At 57.7% G+C, this 20329-nt stretch carries 18 protein-coding genes; 7 read left to right on the top strand and 11 right to left on the bottom strand.

Annotated elements, in window-relative coordinates:
* Positions 1 to 21: 21 nt before the first annotated feature.
* Complete coding sequence (locus QE408_RS18885; RefSeq protein WP_306933824.1) at positions 22 to 630, top strand: DUF2026 family protein; 609 nt, start codon at positions 22 to 24, stop codon at positions 628 to 630.
* A 269-nt stretch (positions 631 to 899) separates the two neighbouring features.
* Here the strand turns inward: QE408_RS18885 and QE408_RS18880 are convergent, their stop codons facing one another.
* Positions 900 to 1949: a bifunctional monoglucosyl/glucuronosyl diacylglycerol synthase gene (locus QE408_RS18880; RefSeq protein ID WP_306933823.1), complete on the bottom strand. Its 1050-nt coding sequence runs from the start codon at positions 1947 to 1949 to the stop codon at positions 900 to 902.
* A 234-nt stretch (positions 1950 to 2183) separates the two neighbouring features.
* Positions 2184 to 3101: a sugar kinase gene (locus QE408_RS18875; protein WP_306933821.1), complete on the bottom strand. Its 918-nt coding sequence runs from the start codon at positions 3099 to 3101 to the stop codon at positions 2184 to 2186.
* 180 nt (positions 3102 to 3281) lie between these two features.
* Between QE408_RS18875 and bglA the strand changes: the two genes are divergently transcribed.
* Positions 3282 to 4943 carry a beta-galactosidase BglA gene (gene bglA / locus QE408_RS18870; RefSeq protein WP_306934869.1) on the top strand — a complete coding sequence of 554 codons (1662 nt, stop codon included), beginning with the start codon at positions 3282 to 3284 and terminating at the stop codon, positions 4941 to 4943.
* A 24-nt stretch (positions 4944 to 4967) separates the two neighbouring features.
* Here bglA and QE408_RS18865 read toward each other — a convergent pair whose 3' ends face one another.
* From QE408_RS18865 to QE408_RS18855, 3 genes are all read right to left on the bottom strand, one after another.
* Complete coding sequence (locus tag QE408_RS18865) at positions 4968 to 5921, bottom strand: HD-GYP domain-containing protein (RefSeq protein WP_306933819.1); 954 nt, start codon at positions 5919 to 5921, stop codon at positions 4968 to 4970.
* A 140-nt stretch (positions 5922 to 6061) separates the two neighbouring features.
* Positions 6062 to 7771 carry an adenine deaminase gene (gene ade, locus QE408_RS18860; RefSeq protein WP_306933818.1) on the bottom strand — a complete coding sequence of 570 codons (1710 nt, stop codon included), beginning with the start codon at positions 7769 to 7771 and terminating at the stop codon, positions 6062 to 6064.
* Between the two features lie 163 nt (positions 7772 to 7934).
* Positions 7935 to 9041 carry an ABC transporter substrate-binding protein gene (locus QE408_RS18855; RefSeq protein ID WP_306933815.1) on the bottom strand — a complete coding sequence of 369 codons (1107 nt, stop codon included), beginning with the start codon at positions 9039 to 9041 and terminating at the stop codon, positions 7935 to 7937.
* 306 nt (positions 9042 to 9347) lie between these two features.
* Between QE408_RS18855 and QE408_RS18850 the strand changes: the two genes are divergently transcribed.
* On the top strand, positions 9348 to 10517 hold the full coding sequence (locus tag QE408_RS18850; RefSeq protein WP_306934867.1) for a DUF3095 domain-containing protein: 1170 nt from the start codon (positions 9348 to 9350) through the stop codon (positions 10515 to 10517).
* A 151-nt stretch (positions 10518 to 10668) separates the two neighbouring features.
* On the opposite strand, the gene QE408_RS18845 is transcribed toward QE408_RS18850, so the two are convergent.
* The 4 genes from QE408_RS18845 to QE408_RS18830 all read right to left on the bottom strand — a co-directional run bounded on the left by QE408_RS18845 (position 10669) and on the right by QE408_RS18830 (position 14543).
* Positions 10669 to 10986, bottom strand: coding sequence for an ArsR/SmtB family transcription factor (locus QE408_RS18845; protein WP_116492093.1), 318 nt, complete (start codon positions 10984 to 10986; stop codon positions 10669 to 10671).
* A 608-nt stretch (positions 10987 to 11594) separates the two neighbouring features.
* Positions 11595 to 12641 (bottom strand): choline ABC transporter ATP-binding protein, encoded by a 1047-nt coding sequence (choV, locus tag QE408_RS18840; RefSeq protein ID WP_306933810.1) that lies wholly within the window; start codon positions 12639 to 12641, stop codon positions 11595 to 11597.
* Entirely contained in the window at positions 12638 to 13525 is an 888-nt protein-coding gene (gene choW / locus QE408_RS18835) for a choline ABC transporter permease subunit (protein WP_349042831.1), read from the bottom strand. The genes choV and choW overlap by 4 nt, the downstream gene beginning before the upstream one ends.
* Positions 13526 to 13583: 58 nt before the next feature.
* Entirely contained in the window at positions 13584 to 14543 is a 960-nt protein-coding gene (locus QE408_RS18830) for a choline ABC transporter substrate-binding protein (RefSeq protein WP_306933805.1), read from the bottom strand.
* A gap of 311 nt (positions 14544 to 14854) precedes the next feature.
* On the opposite strand from QE408_RS18830, the gene QE408_RS18825 reads away from it, so the two are divergent.
* From QE408_RS18825 to QE408_RS18810, 4 genes are all read left to right on the top strand, one after another.
* Positions 14855 to 15436, top strand: a complete 582-nt coding sequence (locus tag QE408_RS18825; RefSeq protein ID WP_306934865.1) for a thymidine kinase — start codon at positions 14855 to 14857, stop codon at positions 15434 to 15436.
* Between the two features lie 110 nt (positions 15437 to 15546).
* On the top strand, positions 15547 to 15996 hold the full coding sequence (locus tag QE408_RS18820; RefSeq protein WP_306933803.1) for a pseudoazurin: 450 nt from the start codon (positions 15547 to 15549) through the stop codon (positions 15994 to 15996).
* A 200-nt stretch (positions 15997 to 16196) separates the two neighbouring features.
* Positions 16197 to 17219 (top strand): hypothetical protein, encoded by a 1023-nt coding sequence (locus QE408_RS18815; RefSeq protein ID WP_306933801.1) that lies wholly within the window; start codon positions 16197 to 16199, stop codon positions 17217 to 17219.
* Positions 17220 to 17325: 106 nt separating this feature from the next.
* A complete protein-coding gene (locus QE408_RS18810; protein ID WP_306933799.1) occupies positions 17326 to 18537 on the top strand; it encodes a DUF2333 family protein in 1212 nt (403 codons plus the stop codon).
* A gap of 251 nt (positions 18538 to 18788) precedes the next feature.
* Here QE408_RS18810 and QE408_RS18805 read toward each other — a convergent pair whose 3' ends face one another.
* Together QE408_RS18805 and QE408_RS18800 are read right to left on the bottom strand one after the other, a co-directional pair.
* The gene (locus tag QE408_RS18805; RefSeq protein ID WP_306933798.1) at positions 18789 to 19505 is read right to left on the bottom strand and encodes a helix-turn-helix transcriptional regulator; all 717 of its coding nucleotides are present in this window, start codon (positions 19503 to 19505) and stop codon (positions 18789 to 18791) included.
* A gap of 230 nt (positions 19506 to 19735) precedes the next feature.
* Positions 19736 to 20257 carry a TIGR00645 family protein gene (locus tag QE408_RS18800; protein WP_306933797.1) on the bottom strand — a complete coding sequence of 174 codons (522 nt, stop codon included), beginning with the start codon at positions 20255 to 20257 and terminating at the stop codon, positions 19736 to 19738.
* Positions 20258 to 20329 lie beyond the last annotated feature (72 nt).

The following is a 20329-nucleotide window of genomic DNA, read 5'->3' as shown; positions in this document are numbered from 1 at the left end:
ACTTACTTCAGGTCAAACATCATGCTGATCAAGCAGAGCGATTATCATCGCATCTATCGCGTCATCAACAGTCTGCTTCTCAACGAGAATGCCGATCCGGCGACGGCGTCGATGTATTTCAGCACGTTTGGCGCCTTCATTCTGGAGCATCATTACAAGGTGAAGGCGAAGCCGAGGGGTGGGCTTGCGGCCTATAATCTTGGCGGCACGATGCTGCTCTTTGCCGATCATCGCGAGGACGGCCATGTGACGGGCGCTGGCGAGAACTTTCACTGCTGGGTGGAAGCGGATGGTTGGGCGATCGATTTCATGGCGCCGGCTTTTCCGCAAGCGGCACATGGCCTCTCGGTTCCGGCAAAGATGTTCCAGAAGCCCATGTCGTCCATGGCTTCCTCCATCAACGAGCTGTCGCAGTCGGGCGATTTCTTCTTCAAGCATGAGGCAGAGGCGATGGCGCAGCGCTTCGCCGATTGGCGCAAGCATGGGATGATCGGCGATCTGGCCTCTATCGCCGCGGGCTGGTTTCGCAAGTCTCCCAAGCAGATGCAGAGCGAAATTTCCGTCAGCGACAGCAATGGGAAGAGCCGGACGATCCCGCTTGCAGGAAACGCGCTGAACGGCGCTTGGTGATCTAGAGCATGGTCCACGCAAAAGTGGTCAGCAGTTTTGCGATAACGGCATGCGATCAAACAAAGATCTAAAGCGTAAGGAGCGAATCTCAAAGATCGCGACACGCTCTACAGAGAATAGGACGGCCTGCGTAACCTCGCGGCAGCCGCCTGACGTCAATCAGCAGCCCGACCCCGTTCTAAAGATAACGGCAGTCGCGTCCTGACGCCTTCTGACAGCAATGGGCTCGTGCGTCCACTGAAAATGCAGGCCGCTTGCGCGTGATCCGCTCACATTGCATGCGCCGCACAGAAGCCCGGAAGGCCGCTGGTGGCGGCGGACGTCACGTTATCCAGAAACTGGCGGGATGCCTTTTCCCAGGAATAGTTGCGGGAGACGGCAAGGGCTGCCTCCGGGGAGCAATCGAGTGCGGCAAGGCAGGCCTTGCGGAGATCCACGTTCAGGGCACCCGCCTTCGGATGGCCGCCGATAATATCAAGCGGACCCGTGACCGGAAAGGCTGCGACCGGGACGCCGCTTGATAACGCTTCGAGAATGGTGTTGCCGAAGGTGTCGGTCTTGGACGGGAAGACGAAGACGTCCGCCTGCGCGTAGGCTTTCGCCAGATCCTCGCCGGTCTTCACGCCGGTAAAGAGCACATCGGGATATTTCTGCTGAAGCTCGGCGCGTGCCGGTCCATCTCCCACGACAACCTTGGAGCCCGGCAGATCGAGATCGAGAAAGTCCGGCAGGTTCTTTTCGACCGAGACACGGCCGATGGTCATGAAGATCGGACGGGGGAGGCCGAAGGGGCGCTCTTCCTTTTGCCTTGGGCGGAAGAGCTTGGCGTCGATGCCGCGGCTCCAGCGTTTGAGGTTTTTCACGCCTTTGGATTGGAGTTCCGTCTCAAGGCTCGGCGTTGCCACCATGCAGGCGCTGCCGCCATTGTGGAACCAGCGCACGAAGGCGTAGAGCCAGCTTTCCGGGATGGGGAAGCGGGCCGCCACATATTCGGGAAAACGGGTGTGGTAGCTGGTGGAGAAGCGCATGCCGTGCTTGATGCACCAGCGGCGCGCCATGAAGCCGAGCGGACCTTCGGTGGCAATATGGACGTAAGACGGCTGGCCCTTTTCGATTTCCTTTGACACCCGCCGATAGCTTGCGACCGAAAGGCGAATTTCCGGATAGGTGGGGCAGGGCACGGAATGGAAGTTCTGCGGCGTTACCATACAGACGTCCACGCCCATACGCTCCAGTTCGGCATTGGTGTTCTCGATGGAGCGTACGACGCCGTTGACCTGTGGATGCCAGGCATCCGTGACGATGGTAATTCTGGTCATGCTGTGCCGACCCTCGCGCTTGCGACTCCCGGTGATCTACCGGCCTTCGCGTGTATGCGACAGGCGTGTTACAGCATCATGTCACAGCCTTTCAAAGAACTGCTGCTGGTCACCTGCAAATGGCGATTTCTGCGCTTCCGGTGCTCACCTACGCTAGTACGCTGCGCTCCGGTTCTCGAAATGACCATTTTCGTCAGACCAACGACAATTCTTGAACAGGCTGTCAACGGCGTTTTACGTCCTGGGCAGCAGATCCGGGCTGATGAGAGCGCCGTGGTGGCCGATGACGGTGGCGGCAGCCTTGGCGGCAAAGGTGGCCGCTTCCTGTGGCGTGCTGCCGGTGACGAAGCGGGAGAGGAAGGCGCCGTTGAAGCTGTCTCCAGCGCTCGTCGTATCCACCACCTTTACGGCCTGCTCGGCGCGCGCATGGCTGCGCTCACCGCCGAAATCGAGTGTCGCGCCTTTCGCGCCATCTTTCACCACGATATTGGCAACGCCGAGCGCACGGTAGCGGGCAATGGTCGCCTCTACATCGGTGTCGCCAAAGTTACCGGCCTCGTCATCGAAGCTTGGCATGACGAGCGTGGCAGCGCGTGCGCCGTTGGTGATCGTCTCCAGCATGATGTCGCGGTTGGCCCACAGGCGCGGGCGGATATTGGGATCGAACACAACCTGCTTGTCGGACGCCTTGGCGCGGCGCAGTTCGGACAGGAAGGTCTCGACCGCGATTGGGTTGGCGAGAATGGCAAGGGTAATGCCGGAGAAATAGACGGTGTCGGCAGCCTCGATGGTCTCACGCAAATGATCGGCGTCTGCCGCTAGCTGGCGTGCGGCAGCGGTGCTGCGCCAATAGCTGAAGGTGCGCTCGCCGTCTTTCAGATTGATGAGGTAAAGGCCCGGCGTGCCGCCCTGGATACGGGAGATCTGCTGCGTGCCGATGCCGGCGCTCTCGATGAAGGATAGCATTTCCTGCGAGAGCGGATCGTCGCCAAGGGCGGTGAAATAATCGACGGACCAGTCCTGCGGAAGGCAGGCGCGTGCATACCAGGCGGTGTTCAGCGTGTCTCCGGCAAAGCCCTTGCGCAGCAGGCCGTCGCCCGCTTGCGAAAGCTCCACCATGCACTCGCCGATCGAAAGAAACCGTCCACTCACTGCACTCTCCTCCTGTCGTCTGACGCTTCGCCATTACGACGCCACGGCCCGGCTTGCAAGGGCGGCGAAAGCCGATTGAAGGGGCGATCTTATATTCAACCGGCATTCACCGTTTACGGATCAATCGGGGCTTTATATGGTTGGACAGCTTCACTTCGGAGATCCTTCATGCCGCAAGCCATGTCTACCACCGGACACAAAGTTCATGACGCAGACTGGTGGAGGGGAGCGGTCATATACCAGGTCTATCCACGCTCCTTTCAGGACACGACGGGTGATGGTTTCGGCGACCTTGCGGGCATCACGAAGCATCTACCCTATATCGACGCACTCGGTGTCGATGGCATCTGGCTGTCGCCCTTTTTCACCTCGCCGATGGCGGATATGGGGTACGATGTTTCCGATTACTGCGATGTGGATCCGATGTTCGGGACGCTTGCGGATTTCGATGCGCTGATTGCCGAGGCGCATAAGCTCGGACTGAAGGTCATTATCGATCAGGTCATCTCGCATACGTCCGATCAGCATCCGTGGTTCAAGGAAAGCCGAACCAGCCGGACCAATGCGAAGGCGGACTGGTATGTCTGGGCAAACCCGAAACTGGATGGCACGGCGCCGACCAACTGGCTCTCGGTTTTCGGCGGACCGGCCTGGGAATGGGATGGGGTGCGCAAGCAATATTACATGCACAACTTCCTCGGCTCGCAACCGGACCTCAATTTTCATAATCCGGATGTGCAGGACGCGCTTCTGGACACCGTCAGATTCTGGCTCGAGAGGGGCGTGGACGGCTTCCGTCTGGATACGGTCAACTATTACTTCCACGACAAGCTACTGCGGGACAACCCACCGCACGAGCCGGATAGCGATGAGGCCGGTCTCGATGCGCCGGACGTCAACCCTTATGGCATGCAGAGCCATCTCTATGACAAGACGCAGATCGAGAACCTTGCCTTTCTCAAGCGTTTCCGGGCTTTGCTGAATGAGTATGAGGGGCGCATGACGGTGGGCGAGGTGGGAGATGGCGCCCGCTCGCTAAAGACCGTCGCCGCCTATACGGCGGATAACGACAAGCTCAACATGTGCTATACATTCGACCTGTTGGGGCCGGATTTCACCGCCAGCCATATTCGCGGCGCAGTCGACGGTTTTCAAAAGGCGGTCACCGATGGCTGGGTCTGCTGGGCCTTTTCCAATCACGACGTCATCCGTCATCTGAGCCGCTTTGCCGAAAATGTGGACGAGCAGACCCGTGTGGCAAAGCTTGCGATCGGCGTGCTGGCGTCACTGCGCGGCTCCATTTGCCTATATCAGGGCGAAGAGCTGGCGCTGACCGAAGCCGATCTTGCCTTCGAGGATTTGCGCGACCCATACGGTATCCGCTTCTGGCCGGCGTTCAAGGGTCGCGACGGGTGCCGCACGCCGATGGTATGGGAGACTGGTAAGCCGCATGCCGGTTTCACCACTGCCGAAAAGCCGTGGCTGCCGGTTCCTTATGCGCATGCCATGCTGGCGGCGGATGGGCAGGAGCGGAAGCCGGATTCGGTTCTCAATCACTATAAGGCGATGCTGGCCTTCCGCCGCAGCCATGCGGCGCTTCGCGACGGCGACATGGCGTTTCTCGAGACCAATCAGGATTTGCTCGTCTTTACGCGGGAGAAGAATGGTGAAAGCCTGCTCTTTGCTTTCAACCTGACGCGTCAGCCAGCCGATTTCCGCCTGCCGCCGGAGCTTCGTGTGGTCGAGCATCTGGCATTGCCCGGATTCGATCCCGCTTTCGATATCGATACGGTGAAGCTGGAACCGCTGGACGCATTCTGCGCACGGATCGAGCGATCGTAATCGCTCAGATCATTGCCATGGGTCTTAGAGAAGGCCCTTCGTCATTTCGGTGTCGAGGCTGAGAATGAAGCGGCGCAGCAGTGTTCTGTCGAATTGTTCTTCGCGATCCATCATCCAGGAGAGAGCGTGTTGTGCCGACCAGCCTTTCTTGTAGGATCGGGCGGATGTCAGTGCATCGAATACATCGCAAATCGTGCTCATGCGAACCTCCGGACTGATCCGCGCGCCGGAGAGGCCCTGCGGATAGCCTTTGCCATCGATACGCTCATGGTGGGAGCGGCAGATTTCGAGCACGAGTTCCGGCATGTCCGACTGCTTTTTCAGGACCTCGTAGCCAAGCTCGGGATGCTGCTCGATCTGCACGCGCTCATCCGCGTTTAATGGCCCCTGCTTGTGCAGAATCTGTTTCGGGATCGCGAGCTTGCCGACATCGTGCAACAGTCCTGCGACACAGAGGAGCTGGACGATTGACTCGTCCATTTCCATCGAGCGAGCGAAGTGCACCATCAGCGCCGCGACGGAGAGCGAGTGGACGAAGGTGGCGGTATCCTGCGAGCGCAGGCGCGATATGCCGATGAAGAGCGAAGGATTTTCGTCCATCGTCCTGCCAATATCGTCCAACAGCGGAGCGAATGCCGCGACACTGACATCCTGACCGTCAAAAACGCCCTGGATCAGCCCCTTGGCTTCCTCAGACTGGTGGTTGATGGCGTGGGCAATTCGCAGCTTTTCCTGCCTCGTGGCATTTCGCAGCGTTTTCTGTTCGGATACGATGCTGTCGCTTGCTCCGCGCGGCTTGCCAAGCGCGGTGTTTATGAACACACCGCTGACATTGCCATTGACGATCGCGGCCAGTTGTTCGGCAGTTTTCACCAGAAAGCGGCGGCCCATTGCAGGATCGTCGCGCCACGGGCCTTCGATTGCCTCGACAAACATCCCGATCTTAAGCTGTTTCTTGTCGATGCGCTTTATAACCAAGGGCAGCTCCGCTTGTGACGATCACTACAGAAGAGCAGGACCTAGTCTAATAAAGGTAATACAGTATCACGATTGCGTAAAGTCGAAGTAGAGGCGCACTATATCTGCGTTGGTTGCTTTTTTAGCGGCCTCTAACGACACTATTTTGCATCGCCACCAATAAGCTGAAAAAGATCGACATCCACCAGGCCTTTATCGGAAATCTTCAAATGTGGAATGACGGGCAGCGGTAAAAACGCAACCTGCAGAAAGGGCTCTTCCAGCGTGGTCCCGAGCGCATAGGCGGCTTGGCGCAGGGTGTGCAAGGTGTCGCGTACGGTCTCATAGGGATCCAGGCTCATGAGGCCGGCAACGGGCAGCGCGATCTCGCCGGTGATCTTGCCGTTTTCCGCCACCACGAAGCCGCCCTTGATCTCGCCGAGGCGATTGGCGGCGAGCGCCATGTCATCCTCGTTCACACCCACCACACAGATGTTGTGGCTGTCATGCCCGACGGTGGAAGCGATGGCGCCCTTCTTCAAGCCGAAGCCCTGGACGAAGCCATTGGCGTGATTGCCATTCTTGCCGTGCCGCTCGATCACCGCCACCTTGATGATGTCGTTGTCGAGATCGACCGTCGTCTGGTTACCGTCGCTTGGCAGTTTGAAGCGGCGATGCTCGGTGATGATCTTGCCCGGCAGGACGCCGAGAACGGATGTCTTGCCTTCCGTCACCGGCACGCCGAAATGAGCGGCAAGCACCGGCCTTGCCTTGACGCTGTCGAGACCGACGGGAGCGACCGGTTTGCGGGTGGAAAAAAGCTCTGGCGTCACGCGCCTGCCGGCGGAGAAGACCATATTGGCCTTGCAGTTCTGCAGCGTGTCGATCACCACCAGATCGGCGCGCCAGCCGGGCGCGACGAGGCCGCGATCTCGCAAGCCAAAGGCTTTCGCTGCCGAAATCGATGCGGCGCGGTAGATTGCCAGCGGCTGGACGCCATTGGCGATGGCAGTGCGGATCATATAGTCTAGATGACCCTGTTCGGCGATGTCGAGCGGATTGCGGTCATCGGTGCAGAGCGCCAGATAGGGCGACAGGCGTTCGGTGATGATCGGCATCAGAGCGTGCAGGTCTTTCGATACAGATCCTTCACGGACCAGAATATGCATGCCCTTGCGGATCTTTTCGAGCGCTTCCCTGGCGCTGGTGCATTCATGCTCCGTGCGGATGCCAGAAGACAGATAGCCGTTAAGCCCCATGCCGGAGAGAAGCGGCGCGTGGCCGTCGATATGCTGGCCTTGAAACGCCTCGAGTTTCGCCATGCAGATCGGGTCTTTGTGGATCACGCCGGGAAAATTCATGAACTCGGCAAGCCCGATGACCTTTGGATGATCGCGGAAGGGCAGGAGCTTTTCAATCGGCAGATCGGCGCCAGCGGTTTCCAGATGAGTGGCGGGCACGCAGGAAGAGAGCTGCACGCGGATATCCATGATCGTCTCGAGCGAGGAATCGAGGAAGAACTGGATGCCCTCCGCGCCGAGAACATTGGCGATTTCATGCGGATCGCAGATCGCGGTGGTGACGCCATAGGGCAGGACGCAGCGGTCGAACTCATGCGGCGTGACGAGCGACGATTCGATGTGAAGATGGGTGTCGATAAAGCCCGGTACGACGATCTTGCCGGAGATGTCGATCTCCTCGACGCCGTGATAGGACTCGCAGGTGCCAACGATCGTATCGTCACAGATCGCAATGTCGGAAGCGACCAGTTCACCCGTGACAAGATCGAAGAAACGCCCGCCCTTCAGAACGATATCCGCTTTCTCCCGTCCGGTTCCCTGGTCGATCTTGCGTTCGAGTTTCGATACCACGCGTCACCTCATGTCGATTCTGTGTCTTTGGATAATTAAGCCTGGAAAGAGCGTTCCATGCAAAAAGAAAACCGGGCGCGTTGCGCGCGCCCGGTCCGATCAGTTCGTGTTTCGGTCATGGTCACCATCCTCGCGCTCGGTCAGCGGAAGAGGGCGTCGATCCTTACTCTGCCGAAACGATCTTGCCACCCTGCCACTTGTACAGCGAGAAGGCCTGCGAGGTCAGGTCGCCCGTTTCGCCGTAGGTCAGCTTGCCGATGGCTGTCGGGATCGGCTCGCCACCTTTGAGCGCCGTAGCGACCGCTTCGGAATCCTCTGCAGAGCCCGCCTTTTCAATGCCGGCTTTGAGCACTTCCACGGCGGCGTAAGCGTTCAGCGTGAAGGCTTCAGCCGGGATATTAGCAGCCTTCAACGCTTCGGCGGCGGCCTTGGAGTCTGCGCTCTTCGTTGCGTCAGCAGCATTGGTGAAGATGGTACCATCTGCCGCGGTGCCGCCGATATTGGCGAATTCGGAGTTGGAGAGTCCGTCACCGGCAATGACGGTCGCCTTCGCGCCGATGTCATGCAACTGGCGGACCAGAAGACCGGCTTCCGGGTGGTAACCGCCGAAATAGACGACATCCACGCCTTGAGACTTCAGACGCGCAGTGAGCGCGCTCAAATCCTTTTCGCCGGGCGTCAGCGCGTCATACAGGACTTCGGTCACGCCGCCGGCATTCAAAGTCTTTTTGAAGGCGTCCGCAAGGCCCTTACCGTAAGCGCCCTTGTCGTGAATGATGGCGATCTGGCGATCCTTCAACTGAGCCAGAACGAACTTCGCAGCCACTTCAGCCTGCTGGTCGTCACGACCGCAGGTGCGGAAGATGTTTGTGAGGCCGCGGTTGGTCAAGTCCGGCGCAGTTGCTGTTGGCGTGACCATGACGACGCCGTTTTCGGCAAAAACGTCGGAGGCCGGAATGGCAACGCCCGAGGTAACCGGGCCTACGACGAATTTGATGCCATCTGCAACCAGCTGGTTGGCGGCGGAAACGCCCTGCTTGGGCTCACCGGCATCATCGGCGAGCTTCAGCACGACCTTCTCGCCGAGAATGCCGCCATTCTTGTTGATGACGTCGACAGCGGTCTGCGCGCCGTTCTTCACCTGATCGCCGTAAGCGGCAACCGGACCGGTGAGAGGCGCGATGAGACCGATGACGATCTCAGCATGCGCTGCAGGTGCAAAGGCCACGGAGGCGAGAAGCGCCAGGCCGGTCAAAATCTTGGTTTTCATTCAATTTCTCCTTGGGTTGGGCGTATCGCCCGATTCGACCCGGCGTCGGCAACGCACTCGCAGAAATGAGGCGCCGTTCGTCGGGCAAAGGAGTGCCGTTTCACATTTGAATTCCGTACCCCAGTCCTCCGTTGTGACAAGGCGATGGCCATTTAGCAAGTCGCGTTTGATCTGGAACCGGTCCGTCAACGTAAAAGCATTTGTAAAAGCTATGTGATCGCCGTCCCTGGGTGGACGCATTGTTTGCTATGCGACACAGGGCGATCGAGACTGGCTTTTTCATCAGGCGGGGAGGATATTATGACGATGCGATCGTCCGATGAAGAATTTCTGTCCTACCTGCCTGTCTTCCGGCATTTCGAAGATGTCGCTGAGCCGGAGCTCTATCGTCCTCTTCCCGATGGCTGGGCGCTGGCGCTTGCCGACATTGTCGACTCCACCGATGCCATCGCGCAAGGCCGATACAAGGCGGTCAATATGGCAGGTGCCGGCGTCATCTCAGGCATTCTCAATGCCTTGGAACGCCATGATCTGCCCTTTGTCTTCGGCGGCGATGGTGCGGCTGTCGCCGTGCCGCCGCAGGCAATCGAGGCATCGCGCACCGCACTTTCGAAAGTCCGGCGGTGGGTGAGCGAGGATCTAGATCTCACGCTGCGTGCGGCACTGGTGCCGGTGACGGAGATCAGGGCGCATGGGCTGGATGTCCGCGTCGCACGCTTTCAGGCGAGCGACGACGTGTCCTATGCGATGTTCTCCGGTGGCGGCAACAATTGGGCCGACATGCAGATGAAGGGCGGGCACTATCTCATCGACGAGGCGGAAGCGGGCGACAGGCCCGATCTTTCCGGCCTGTCCTGCCGATGGAATCCCATAGAAGCGCGCTATGGTGCAGTGGTATCGATCATCGCCACCCCACGTGCGGGTGGAGACATGGCAGCCTTTCGCCGGCTCGTTGCCGATATCGTCACACTTGCGAATGAAGATGGTCGTGAAGGCCATCCCGTGCCCGTTGAAGGACCGGCGCTCGGCTTCATCCGTGAGGGGCTGGTGATGGAGGCCAAAGCACTCTCCGGCTTCGGTGATCGTGTCTCCCAGTTTCGCAAAGGCTGCTGGGTGGCGTTCCAGACCGTTCTGATCACGGTGCTCTACTGGTTGCGAAAGCCGGTCGGTCGCTTCGATCCTGTTCAATACAAGACAACCGTCGCAAGCAACACGGACTTTCGCAAGTTCGATGACGGGCTGAAGATGACGATCGATGTGGATGCGGACCGGCTTTCCCGGATCAAGGCACGGCTGGAAGGTGCGGAGCGTGACGGCGTCTGCTTTTACGGTTTGCACGAGCAGGATGCGGCTCTCATGACCTGCGTCGTCCCATCGCCGCTGTCACGTGATCATATGCATTTTGTGGATGGGGCTGCTGGCGGCTATGCGCGCGCGGCGCAGATGCTCAAAGAGCGTTCGGCGTTACCAGTCTGAAGGATGGATGTAGTGGTTGGCGCTCGAGCGAGCGTTAAATACACGCTCTAAAGCGGGTCGAAATCTTTCAAACCCGCTCTTCACGCTTCCGTTTTATCGCATGTCGTTATCGCAAAACCGCTGCACAGTTTTGCGTGGACAATGCTTTAGATCACGCGGCGGACTTGCTGTCGCTCTGCGCGCAATAGATTTCCTCAAGCGACGCCAGGATCTTCTTCACCGAGTCCGAGGTGCTGGAGTAGTAGATCGTCTGTGCATCGCGGCGCGTCTTGACGAGGCGCTGTGCACGAAGCTTGGAAAGATGCTGAGACAAGGCCGACTGGCTGAGGCCAACCTGTGTTGCCAGAACGCCGACCGGAACTTCACCTTCGACCAAGCTGCAAAGGATCATCAGCCTTTTGGGATTAGCCATGGCCGACAGAAGCCCTGCTGCAACATTAGCTTGGTCTGATAAGGTCTGCGTCGTCATTTCCAGTCTCCTAAATTCGAAGCCGCCCCTGGCTTTCTTGTCCGGCAACGAATTGCCCCATGCGTCAAGTTTTACCAACATGGTCGCGAGACTGTATATACCTAAATCTAAGGTAAAGGTCACGCTTTATTAGATGTGTCGTAATTTAGCGTCTATTTATCCGACTGTGTCATTTTTGAGTATTATTTTCTGCTAAAAATGGCAAGTAATGCAAAATAAGAAATGATTATTGTCAAATTTGGTTGAAAATAATCTTTTTTTATTCTTGGTAATTCTGACTATCGCAGTCATATTTTTACCCTGAAACTCGGTGGGTGCCAAATCTAGTAGTCTGGATGCTCCGAATCGAGGGAAAAGTAAGCAGTGCTTGCCCCGTTGAACATGCGCGCCTTTGGATATTGTGGTATTGAGATGACGCCATTCTTCGTAATGACCCATTCGTCTAGCGAATCAGTGGTATCAGCCAATTCCTCGGCTGGTTGTTTTCCAGCCGAGGTGATCCTCGAAGCGCCTGGCGATCGTTCAGATCGCTCCTTTCGCGGTCAGTTCTTTGCTTTACCGCCTGTCGCTATCGTAGAACGGTTGCACATTTTTGTACGGACCGTGCTTTAGACGTTGCGATGACGCGTCAGTCCCCGGACAATGTCTTCCGAGGTGATGGTGCCAACGACCGCACCCTGTTCGACGACACCGATCGTGCCGGGCTGTCTTGCCATGGCGTCCAAGATGTCGATCAGCGGCAGGGAAGGGCGGGCCGTGGCCACAACCGGGTTATTGCCGTGATCGGCTGCCACGCCGCGGCGCATGACATCGGCGGCTGTCAGCATGGAAATCGGATTCATGTTCTGAACGAAATCCGCAACATACTGGGTGGCAGGGTTACGCACGATCTCCTGCGGCGTGCCACACTGGATGATGCGTCCACCTTCCATCATGGCGATGCGATTGCCGATGCGGAAGGCCTCATCCAGGTCGTGGCTGACGAAGAGGATCGTTTTCTTCAGCCTGCTTTGAAATTCCAGCAACTCTTCCTGAAGTCGGCTGCGGATGAGCGGGTCGAGTGCGGAAAACGGCTCGTCCATCAGGAGGATCGGTGCGCCGGTGGCAAAAGCGCGGGCAAGACCCACACGCTGCTGCATACCGCCTGAAAGTTCGCCCACCTTCCGGTTGGCCCAGTCGGAGAGATTGACGAGTTCGAGCTGTTCGGCAACGCGCTTCTTGCGCTCGGCCTCCGACACTCCCGAGAGCTCCAGCCCGAAGCCGACATTATCGGCAACATTGCGCCATGGCAGAAGGCCGAATTGCTGGAAGACCATGGAGACGGTGCGGGAGCGCAGATCCCGCAGCGCCTTGGATGACGCTCTATAGGGATCGACATAGCCCGTATCGGTCTTGACGCTGACATTCCCGCGCACCACCGGGGCGAGACGATTGACGGCGCGTAACAGCGTCGATTTCCCCGAGCCCGACAGCCCCATGAGGACGAGGATTTCGCCCTCCTTGACCGAGAGCGACGCATTGGCCACACCAAGCACAAGGCCGGTCTCTTTGTTGATTTCGCTGCGGGTTCGCCCCGCATCGATCATGGGTAGGGCCAGGTCAGGATGATCGCCAAAGACGATATCGACGTTTCCGAAGATGATTGCGTCACTCATACCTCATCCTCCGAGCCGGGCAGGCGAAAGAGCCGATCAAGGATGATCGCCACGATGACGATGCAAAGACCTGCTTCGAAGCCCATAGCGATGTTGACCGTATTCAGCGCGCGAACCACCGGCACGCCGAGACCGTTTGCGCCGACGAGTGCGGAGATCACCACCATCGAGAGCGACAGCATGATGGTCTGCGTCAGGCCCGCCATGATCTGCGGCATGGCAAAAGGCAGTTCCACCTTGCGCAGTACCTGCGAGGGCGTGGCGCCGAAGGCGACGGCGGCTTCCACCAGCGCCGGTGGCGTGGAAATGATGCCAAGTCGCGTCAGACGGATGGGGGAGGGGACGGCGAAGATGACCGTGGCGATCAGCCCCGGCACCATTCCAAGCCCAAACAGGACGAGCGCCGGAATCAGATAAACGAAGGTGGGGATCGTCTGCATCAGGTCCAGAACCGGGCGCATGAAACTATAGACCCATCTGCGTCGCGCCGCGAGGATGCCGAGCGGGATGCCGATCAGCATACAGACGGTGCTTGCGGCAATGACGAGCGCCAGCGTTTCGGTGGTCGCTTTCCAATAGCCGAGATTGATGATGAGAAGCAGGCCGAGGGCGGTGAAGAGCGGCATTCCGATGGAGCGGCGCATCCAGGCGGAAAGTGCGGTCAGAAGCGCCACGATGACGAGAGGGTGGGGCGCCTGCAGCAGGTAGAGGATGGCGTCGATGACGCTTCCGAAAATAAAGGCTAACCAATCGAAAAAGAAAGAAAGATTTGTGGTCAGCCAGTCAATTGCCTCTTTGGCATAACGACCGACCGGTAAACGATTTTGGGGTGCACTGAGCCATTCCACGGTAAGATTTTGCCTTTCGTGAACGGGTTCATCTATTCGGCTTCCGACGCATTAAGCGGTCGGAAGCCGGGCGTAACAGGCGGGTAAACGGCCCTTACAGGCCGATATTTTTCTTGGCTGCGGCCAGCGCGTCGCCGCTGCCGTCCTTGGTCTTAACCCCTGCAAGCCATGGCTCGATGGCGCTCGGGTTTGCCTTCAGCCATGCGGTGGCTGCGGCTTCGCCTTCCATACCGTCGTTCAAGATCTTGCCCATGATCTCGTTTTCCATTGGAAGCGAGAATTGCAGGTTCTTGAGGAAGGTGCCGATATTCGGGCATTCATCCAGATAACCCTTGCGGACATTGGTGTAGATCGTTGCGCCGCCCAGGTTCGGACCGAAGACGTCATCGCCGCCCGTCAGATAGGTCAGCTTGAAATTGGAGTTCATCGGGTGCGGTTCCCAGCCGAGGAACACGATGGGCTCACCGGACTTGTCGGCGCGAGCCACCTGCGCCAGCATGCCCTGCTCGGAGGATTCCACCACATGGAAATCCTTCAAGCCGAAGGTGTCCTTCTCGACCATGCCGAGAATCAGACGGTTGCCGTCATTGCCGGGCTCGATGCCGTAAATCTTGCCGCCGAGTTCGCTGCTATGGGCGGCGATGTCCTTGAAGTCCTTGATGCCGAGTTCGGCACCCTTGGCGTTGGTGGCAAGCGTATATTTTGCACCGGTCAGGTTTTCGCGCACCGTCTCGACCGACTTGTCCTCGCGGTAAGGCTTGATATCGCCTTCCATGGTCGGCATCCAATTGCCGAGGAAGACGTCGATGTCCTTGTTCTTCAGCGATGTGTAGGTCACCGGAACGGAGAGAATCTTCACGTCGGTGTTGTAGCCGAGGCTTTTCAGAATGACGGAGGCCGTGGCGGTCGTCGCGGTGATATCGGTCCAGCCGACGTCGGAGAAGCGAACCGTTCCGCAGCTTGCCGGTTCGGCAGCATACGCGCTGGTGGAAAAGACGGCGATTGCGGAAACTGCCGCGGCAAGAGCCAGACAGCGACGTTGATGTGCAAGCATTGCGTAATCCCTTTTTTTGTTCCCTGACCATTATCAATATCCGCCAATCACAATCAACTCATGCGCATTTGCGTGGGCGACGGTGTTGTTTGCGACATTGCACGCTCTCGACTGCGACGAACGGAGCGCCATACGTCCTTTTGGATGCAGGGCACTCTGTTTCTTGAAGTTTAGGCATCGTGCTTTTCCGAAAATCAAATCCGATTTTCGGGCCGATGCTGCGGAGCGAAAGCTGTGACTTTTGTTCGGCCACCCTTCCTTCTCCCGCCCCTGCGAGGCAAAAGAGCCTGAAAACCTGTTTGGAGGGCATGATGGCCAAGCTCTATTTCAATTACTCCGCAATGAATGCCGGAAAATCCACCATGCTCTTGCAGGCGTCCTACAATTATCAGGAGCGCGGCATGCGCACGCTGATCTTCACTGCCGCCTTCGACAACCGGGCAGGGGTTGGCAAAGTGGCCTCGCGCATCGGCCTGTCGTCGGATGCGATGATCTTCGAAGACAGCACGGATATCTTTGCCGAGGTGGCCCGATTGCATGGCGAGAAGCCGGTCGCCTGTGTTTTCATCGACGAGGCGAATTTTCTCTCCGAACATCATGTCTGGCAACTCGCCACGATCGCCGACAAGCTGAACATTCCGGTGATGACCTATGGTCTGCGGACAGATTTTCAGGGCAAGCTTTTTCCCGCCTCAAAGGAGCTTCTCGCCATTGCCGACGAGCTTCGGGAGATCCGCACCATCTGCCATTGCGGCCGCAAGGCAACCATGGTGGCGCGCTTCGATGAAAGTGGCAAGGTGGTGAAGGAAGGCGCGCAGATCGATGTCGGTGGCAATGAGAAATATGTGTCCTTCTGCCGCCGCCACTGGGTTGAGGCCGTTGAATGCGCGTAAGCGCGACACGCTGCTCCGTTTGATTTTGGTCAAAGAAGACGTGCGCGTGGGGGAGTAGGAGCTGTGGCAGGCAGACCGCATCAGGCGGTTCCACTTCAGGAGTAAGCGCAATGCACAGTCACGTTCTTCGTCTTCTCACCGCCGCCGCCATTGCCGGCTTCTTCACTTTTCCGGCGACTGCCGCTGAAATCGAGATCAAGATGCTGAACAAGGGCGCGGATGGCCAGACCATGGTGTTCGAGCCCGCTGCCGTGAAAGCAGGCGTGGGCGACGTCATCAGCTTCGTTCCGGTCGACAAAGGCCATGATGCGGCTTCGATCAAGGAACTGGTGCCGGAGGGTTTCGCGGACGCCAAGGGCAAGATGAACCAGACGCTGAAGGTGACGGTCGACAGGCAGGGCGCTTATGTCTTCAAGTGCACGCCGCATTTCGGCATGGGCATGGTGGCGCTGGTGGTCGTTGGCGATCAGCCTGCCAACCTCGATGCGGTAAAGGCTGGGAAAATGCCGAAGAAGGCACGCGAACGGCTGGATGCGGAACTGGCAAAGCTCAATCTATAGGTCTGTTTTCCTTTATGCTCCCGCATTGAGACGAGGCCGCTCGTGGATATATGAAACGTGTGGCCTTATGCATGTCGCGATCTTTCAGATTCGCTCCTACGCCTTCGGGTCTTGTTTCATCGCATGTCGTTATCGCAAAACCGCTGCACAGTTTTGCGCGACATGCTTTATTGCCCAAGCGATTCGGGAGAGAGCCTGCCATGGCGAAGACGCCGTCACTTGAGAGCGAGATTGAAAAGGCAAGGGCCGCGATCGGTGACACACGCGCAGCCGAGGCCAGCCTGCTCCAACAGATCTCGACACTCTTTGGCGCAGATGACGCGGATGCCAGCCACGATAAGGAGCGCCAGGCACTCGACGCCGTGATTGTGCGCTATGATGAGGTCGAAAAGGCTCTTGCCAATCTTACGCTCTATCTCTCGGGCGACATCGAAAAGTGCTTCGAGCGTTTTGACGCCGCCAGCGAGCGGACGCGCTATGAGAATTTCTTGGCTTTCTTCTCGCGCAATAAGGCCACGAAGCGTCAGGCCGAACGGGTGAAGACGTTTGCGATCGCCGAAACATTGAAGCGGCTGCTGTTTCTTTCGGATGATGTGGCGGTACTTTTGTCGGACGAGAAAACTGCCGCTTCGAAGCTTCACGAGACATGCGAAGCGCCGCTGCGTGCGATCATGGAAAAGCGGCGCACGTCGTCAGCCGAGATAGAGGCGGGGCGTCAGCGGCTAAAGGAGATCAACGCGTTGCTCGCAACCGCACAGTGGAAGCTTGGCAGCGTCACCGACGACAAGCGCCGCGCCTCACTGGAAGCCGAGCGGGAAAGCCTGTCACTGGAGTTGGAAGAGCAAGAAAAATCCTATCAGCTCTTGAGAGCCCGCCACCAACGGCTGGAGGAGCAGATCCTGTTGCAGGAATCGCTGTCACAAAGCGCGACCCAGCGATTGTCGGCTCATGCCATGCTCTACAACATGCTGTCGCTTGCGATGGAGCGCGCCATTCAACTCTACGGCGCCGTGACCATGACGCTCGACGGGCTGATGCGGGAGATCACAGAAAATGACGCTTCGCCACGTCCCCATCTTCTCGATCTGATCAAGATCCACGCGCATAATGCCATCACCCTCGATGATATCGACAAGCGGAAGCAACCTGTCACCGAAGCCTTCGCTCGCCGCTACAGGATAGAACGGTCTCGCGTTGTGGCGATTGAAGGACGTGGACGGTAAAAAGATACCTGTGCTGCGTTGTATCCATGCCGCGCGCACCTATTTGAGAACGGAGCTTTACTCACAATTGGAGTTGGCCGTTTGGTGACAATCGAGAGAGGTAGAGATGCTTGATTCCGTTTCGGCGTTCTTCAGACGTGTTTTCAGCGCGCTTGGAAGAGGTCTGTCGGTTCTTGGCGCGGCGCTGATCTGGCCGTTCCGCGCCAGGCAAGGATCTGCCGGCGCGCGGACATGGATGATACAGGCGCCGCTTGCTGTCGGTCTCGTGCTCATCTTCGGTCTCTACGGCTACTTTATCTGGCAAACGCAGGTCTGGACGAATTTCAATCCGGATTACGTTGAAGATTACAAGCTGTCGACCCGCACCGTCGGTGCCGGCCAGGAACTGCCTGCCACGCCAGCAACCTTGCCGCAGGCGCAAACGGACGCGCAAGCGCAGGGGCAGTCCACCACCGAGGGAACTGCAACCGCGCCGGCCCCCGTTGCCGCAGCCCCGGTTGCCCGCAGTTGCCAGCCATCCGCGACCGTAGACGTCGCGGCAGGGCTGATCGATTTCAACGTCGATCAGAATGCCTGGATCTCCTCGATGCTGCTCTACAAGCTCGGCCTCTTCGGCATCGACTGGGACAGCACGCCTTTTCTGGACAACAAGGCCTCGTTCCAGCGCGGTGTGAACCAGGCTGTTCGCCGTACCGCGGTCGAACTTGTCGATACGCTTGGGCGCGTGCGCGGAACGTCCGGCATTAATAACGACCTGCAAAACGCCCGCGGCAATCTGCAATATGACGAGTATTCCTGGTATTTCGGTCTCAGCCCCTTCGGCCCCAAAACGCCGACGCCGAGCTATTACCGCTCCGCAGCGGAAAGTTTGCGCAAGTTCAATGTCAGCCTTGCTCAATGCACCTCTGTTTTCGATACGCGGGCTGACAACCTCATCCAGTTCATCGATCGCATCGCCAACGATATCGGCGGCACGTCCGCAATCCTTCGCGAGCGTTCCGAGAATTACAATGGCGGCTGGTTCGACACGCGCGCCGACGACCGGTTCTGGTTCGCCTATGGCCAGCTCTACGGCTATTACGGCATTCTCTCCGCCGCTGGCGCTGATTTCCAGCAGGTTATTCGCGAGCGCAACGTGACCAGCCTGTGGAACGACACTTTGGCCCAGACGCGGGCTGCACTTCGCATCCAGCCCTTTATCATCTCCAATGGCGATGAAAGCGGCTGGATCATGCCATCGCATCTGGCGACCATGGGCTTCTATGTGCTGAGAGTTCGCTCCAATCTCGTCGAGCTGCGCTCAGTGCTGGATCGCTGAAGCATGATCCAAGCAAAACTACGCAGCGGTTTTGCGATGCCGACATGCGACAAGCTTAAAGCGCAGGGAGCGAATCTGAAGGATTGTGACGCGCTTTAAACACGCAATCGTGGGGCGCTTGGCGGGTGATCGCGGAGCGCTTGAGACGTCTCGTAGCACTCTTCGGCGGTTTTGCGGATGCGGAACATCATCGCGCAAAGACGTGTAGCGTCATAAGCGAACCGCGAGATCGCCGACGTTTGCGGCGATGATTAGTTAATCACCTTCAGGCGGATGGCCTTGGCAACGAGCTGGGTTCGGTTGACGCAATCCAGCTTCTTGATCGCATTGTTGAGGTAAGCATTGATCGTGTGGTCGGACAGCGAAAGGATTTGCCCGATCTCGGAAGACGTCTTTCCGTGGGACGTCCAGCGAATGACTTCGATCTCGCGCTTCGTCAGCGTTTTGGGCGCCACCAGTTCCGCCTTGCGGATACGATCATAAACGTCGAAGGCATGAATGGCGACGATGCCGATTTCATTCAGCACGGTCTGATTGGGCTTTGAGCAATCTCCTTCGAAGCGCAGAACGTAGCGCCGGCCATTCAGGCCATTGATGGGGGCGATGACACCGCTGACGATGCCGTACTTCTCCATCAACTTCTTGATCGCCGCGCTGTAGGGCGGCACGGGGATATCGTCTTCGAAGCACCAATATTGCGGCAATGAAGAGTTGGCGATTTTCGCCAGGATAGGACAATCATTCAGCTTGTGATGTTGATCGACGCTGCGAATGAAGCCGACAGGTATTGTCGTCTCTAAAAGCACCGGCTGCAGCGTATCGTCACCTTGCGTCGGCACCTTCATCAAAGTGGTGTGGATGAAGCCGAATGTCTTCGCGAGGCGGGACACGGTCTGCAGCCACTCAGGACGGTTCTGCGAAGCCGCTATCTCCTGACTAAATACCGACTGCCGTTCCAGTGTCGTCATAATGATTACATTCGATAAGGTTTATATGTTAACATCAAGAAATAGACGAAAGGCAACGAATTTCCACCCATAATTTCCAATAGTCCCGACTTTGGTTAGCGTGGCGTTTTTTAATAGTTTCAATTCTTCCGTAGGCTGAGCGCATTCGCAACCTGCTGACAGGAGCGAGCTCCATATTTTCGCTCGCTTATTTCCCGCGCCCCCATTGGTCAGTGCCTTCAGACAGACGATCAGATGTCGAGATCGGTTTTGACGGCCTTCGGCTTGTTCATCAGCTTTTCCAGAAAGCCAAGCATGACGGCGGAAACAACGAAGGCGAGATGGATGATGGTGAACCACATCAGTTTGCTGTCGGCATATTGGTTGGCGTTCAGGAATATTTGCAACAAATGGATCGAGGAAATCGCGACGATTGAGGAGGCGACCTTGATCTTGAGACTGCCTGCATCCAGCTTTCCAAGGAAGGAGACCTGATCGTCCGCTTCATCGAAGCGGCTGACGAAGTTTTCATAGCCGGAGATCATCACCATGACGATCAGGCTTGCGACGAGTGCGGCGTCGATCAAGGCCAGCATGGCAAGGATCATTTCTGCGTCGGTGTAGACAAAAACGTTTTGCGCGATCTTGAGAAACTTCAGGATGAAGGAAAAGGCATAGACGCCAAGCGCTGCCACCAGGCCGAAATAAAAGACAACCAGAAGCCAGCGGCTCGAAAGAATGATTCGTTCGATAATGAGTTCAAGTGATTTCATGTTGGCGGGGCGCCCTTGGCTCGCGTTGGGGTAATATGCGTGTTGGTAAATCGGTGATTTAAGCGGAAGAAA

The organism is Agrobacterium larrymoorei (assembly GCF_030819275.1).
Taxonomy (GTDB): Bacteria; Pseudomonadota; Alphaproteobacteria; order Rhizobiales; family Rhizobiaceae; genus Agrobacterium; species Agrobacterium larrymoorei_B.
The sequence above is the reverse complement of the archived record's forward strand: the minus strand, read 5'-3'. Positions and strand labels throughout refer to the sequence as shown.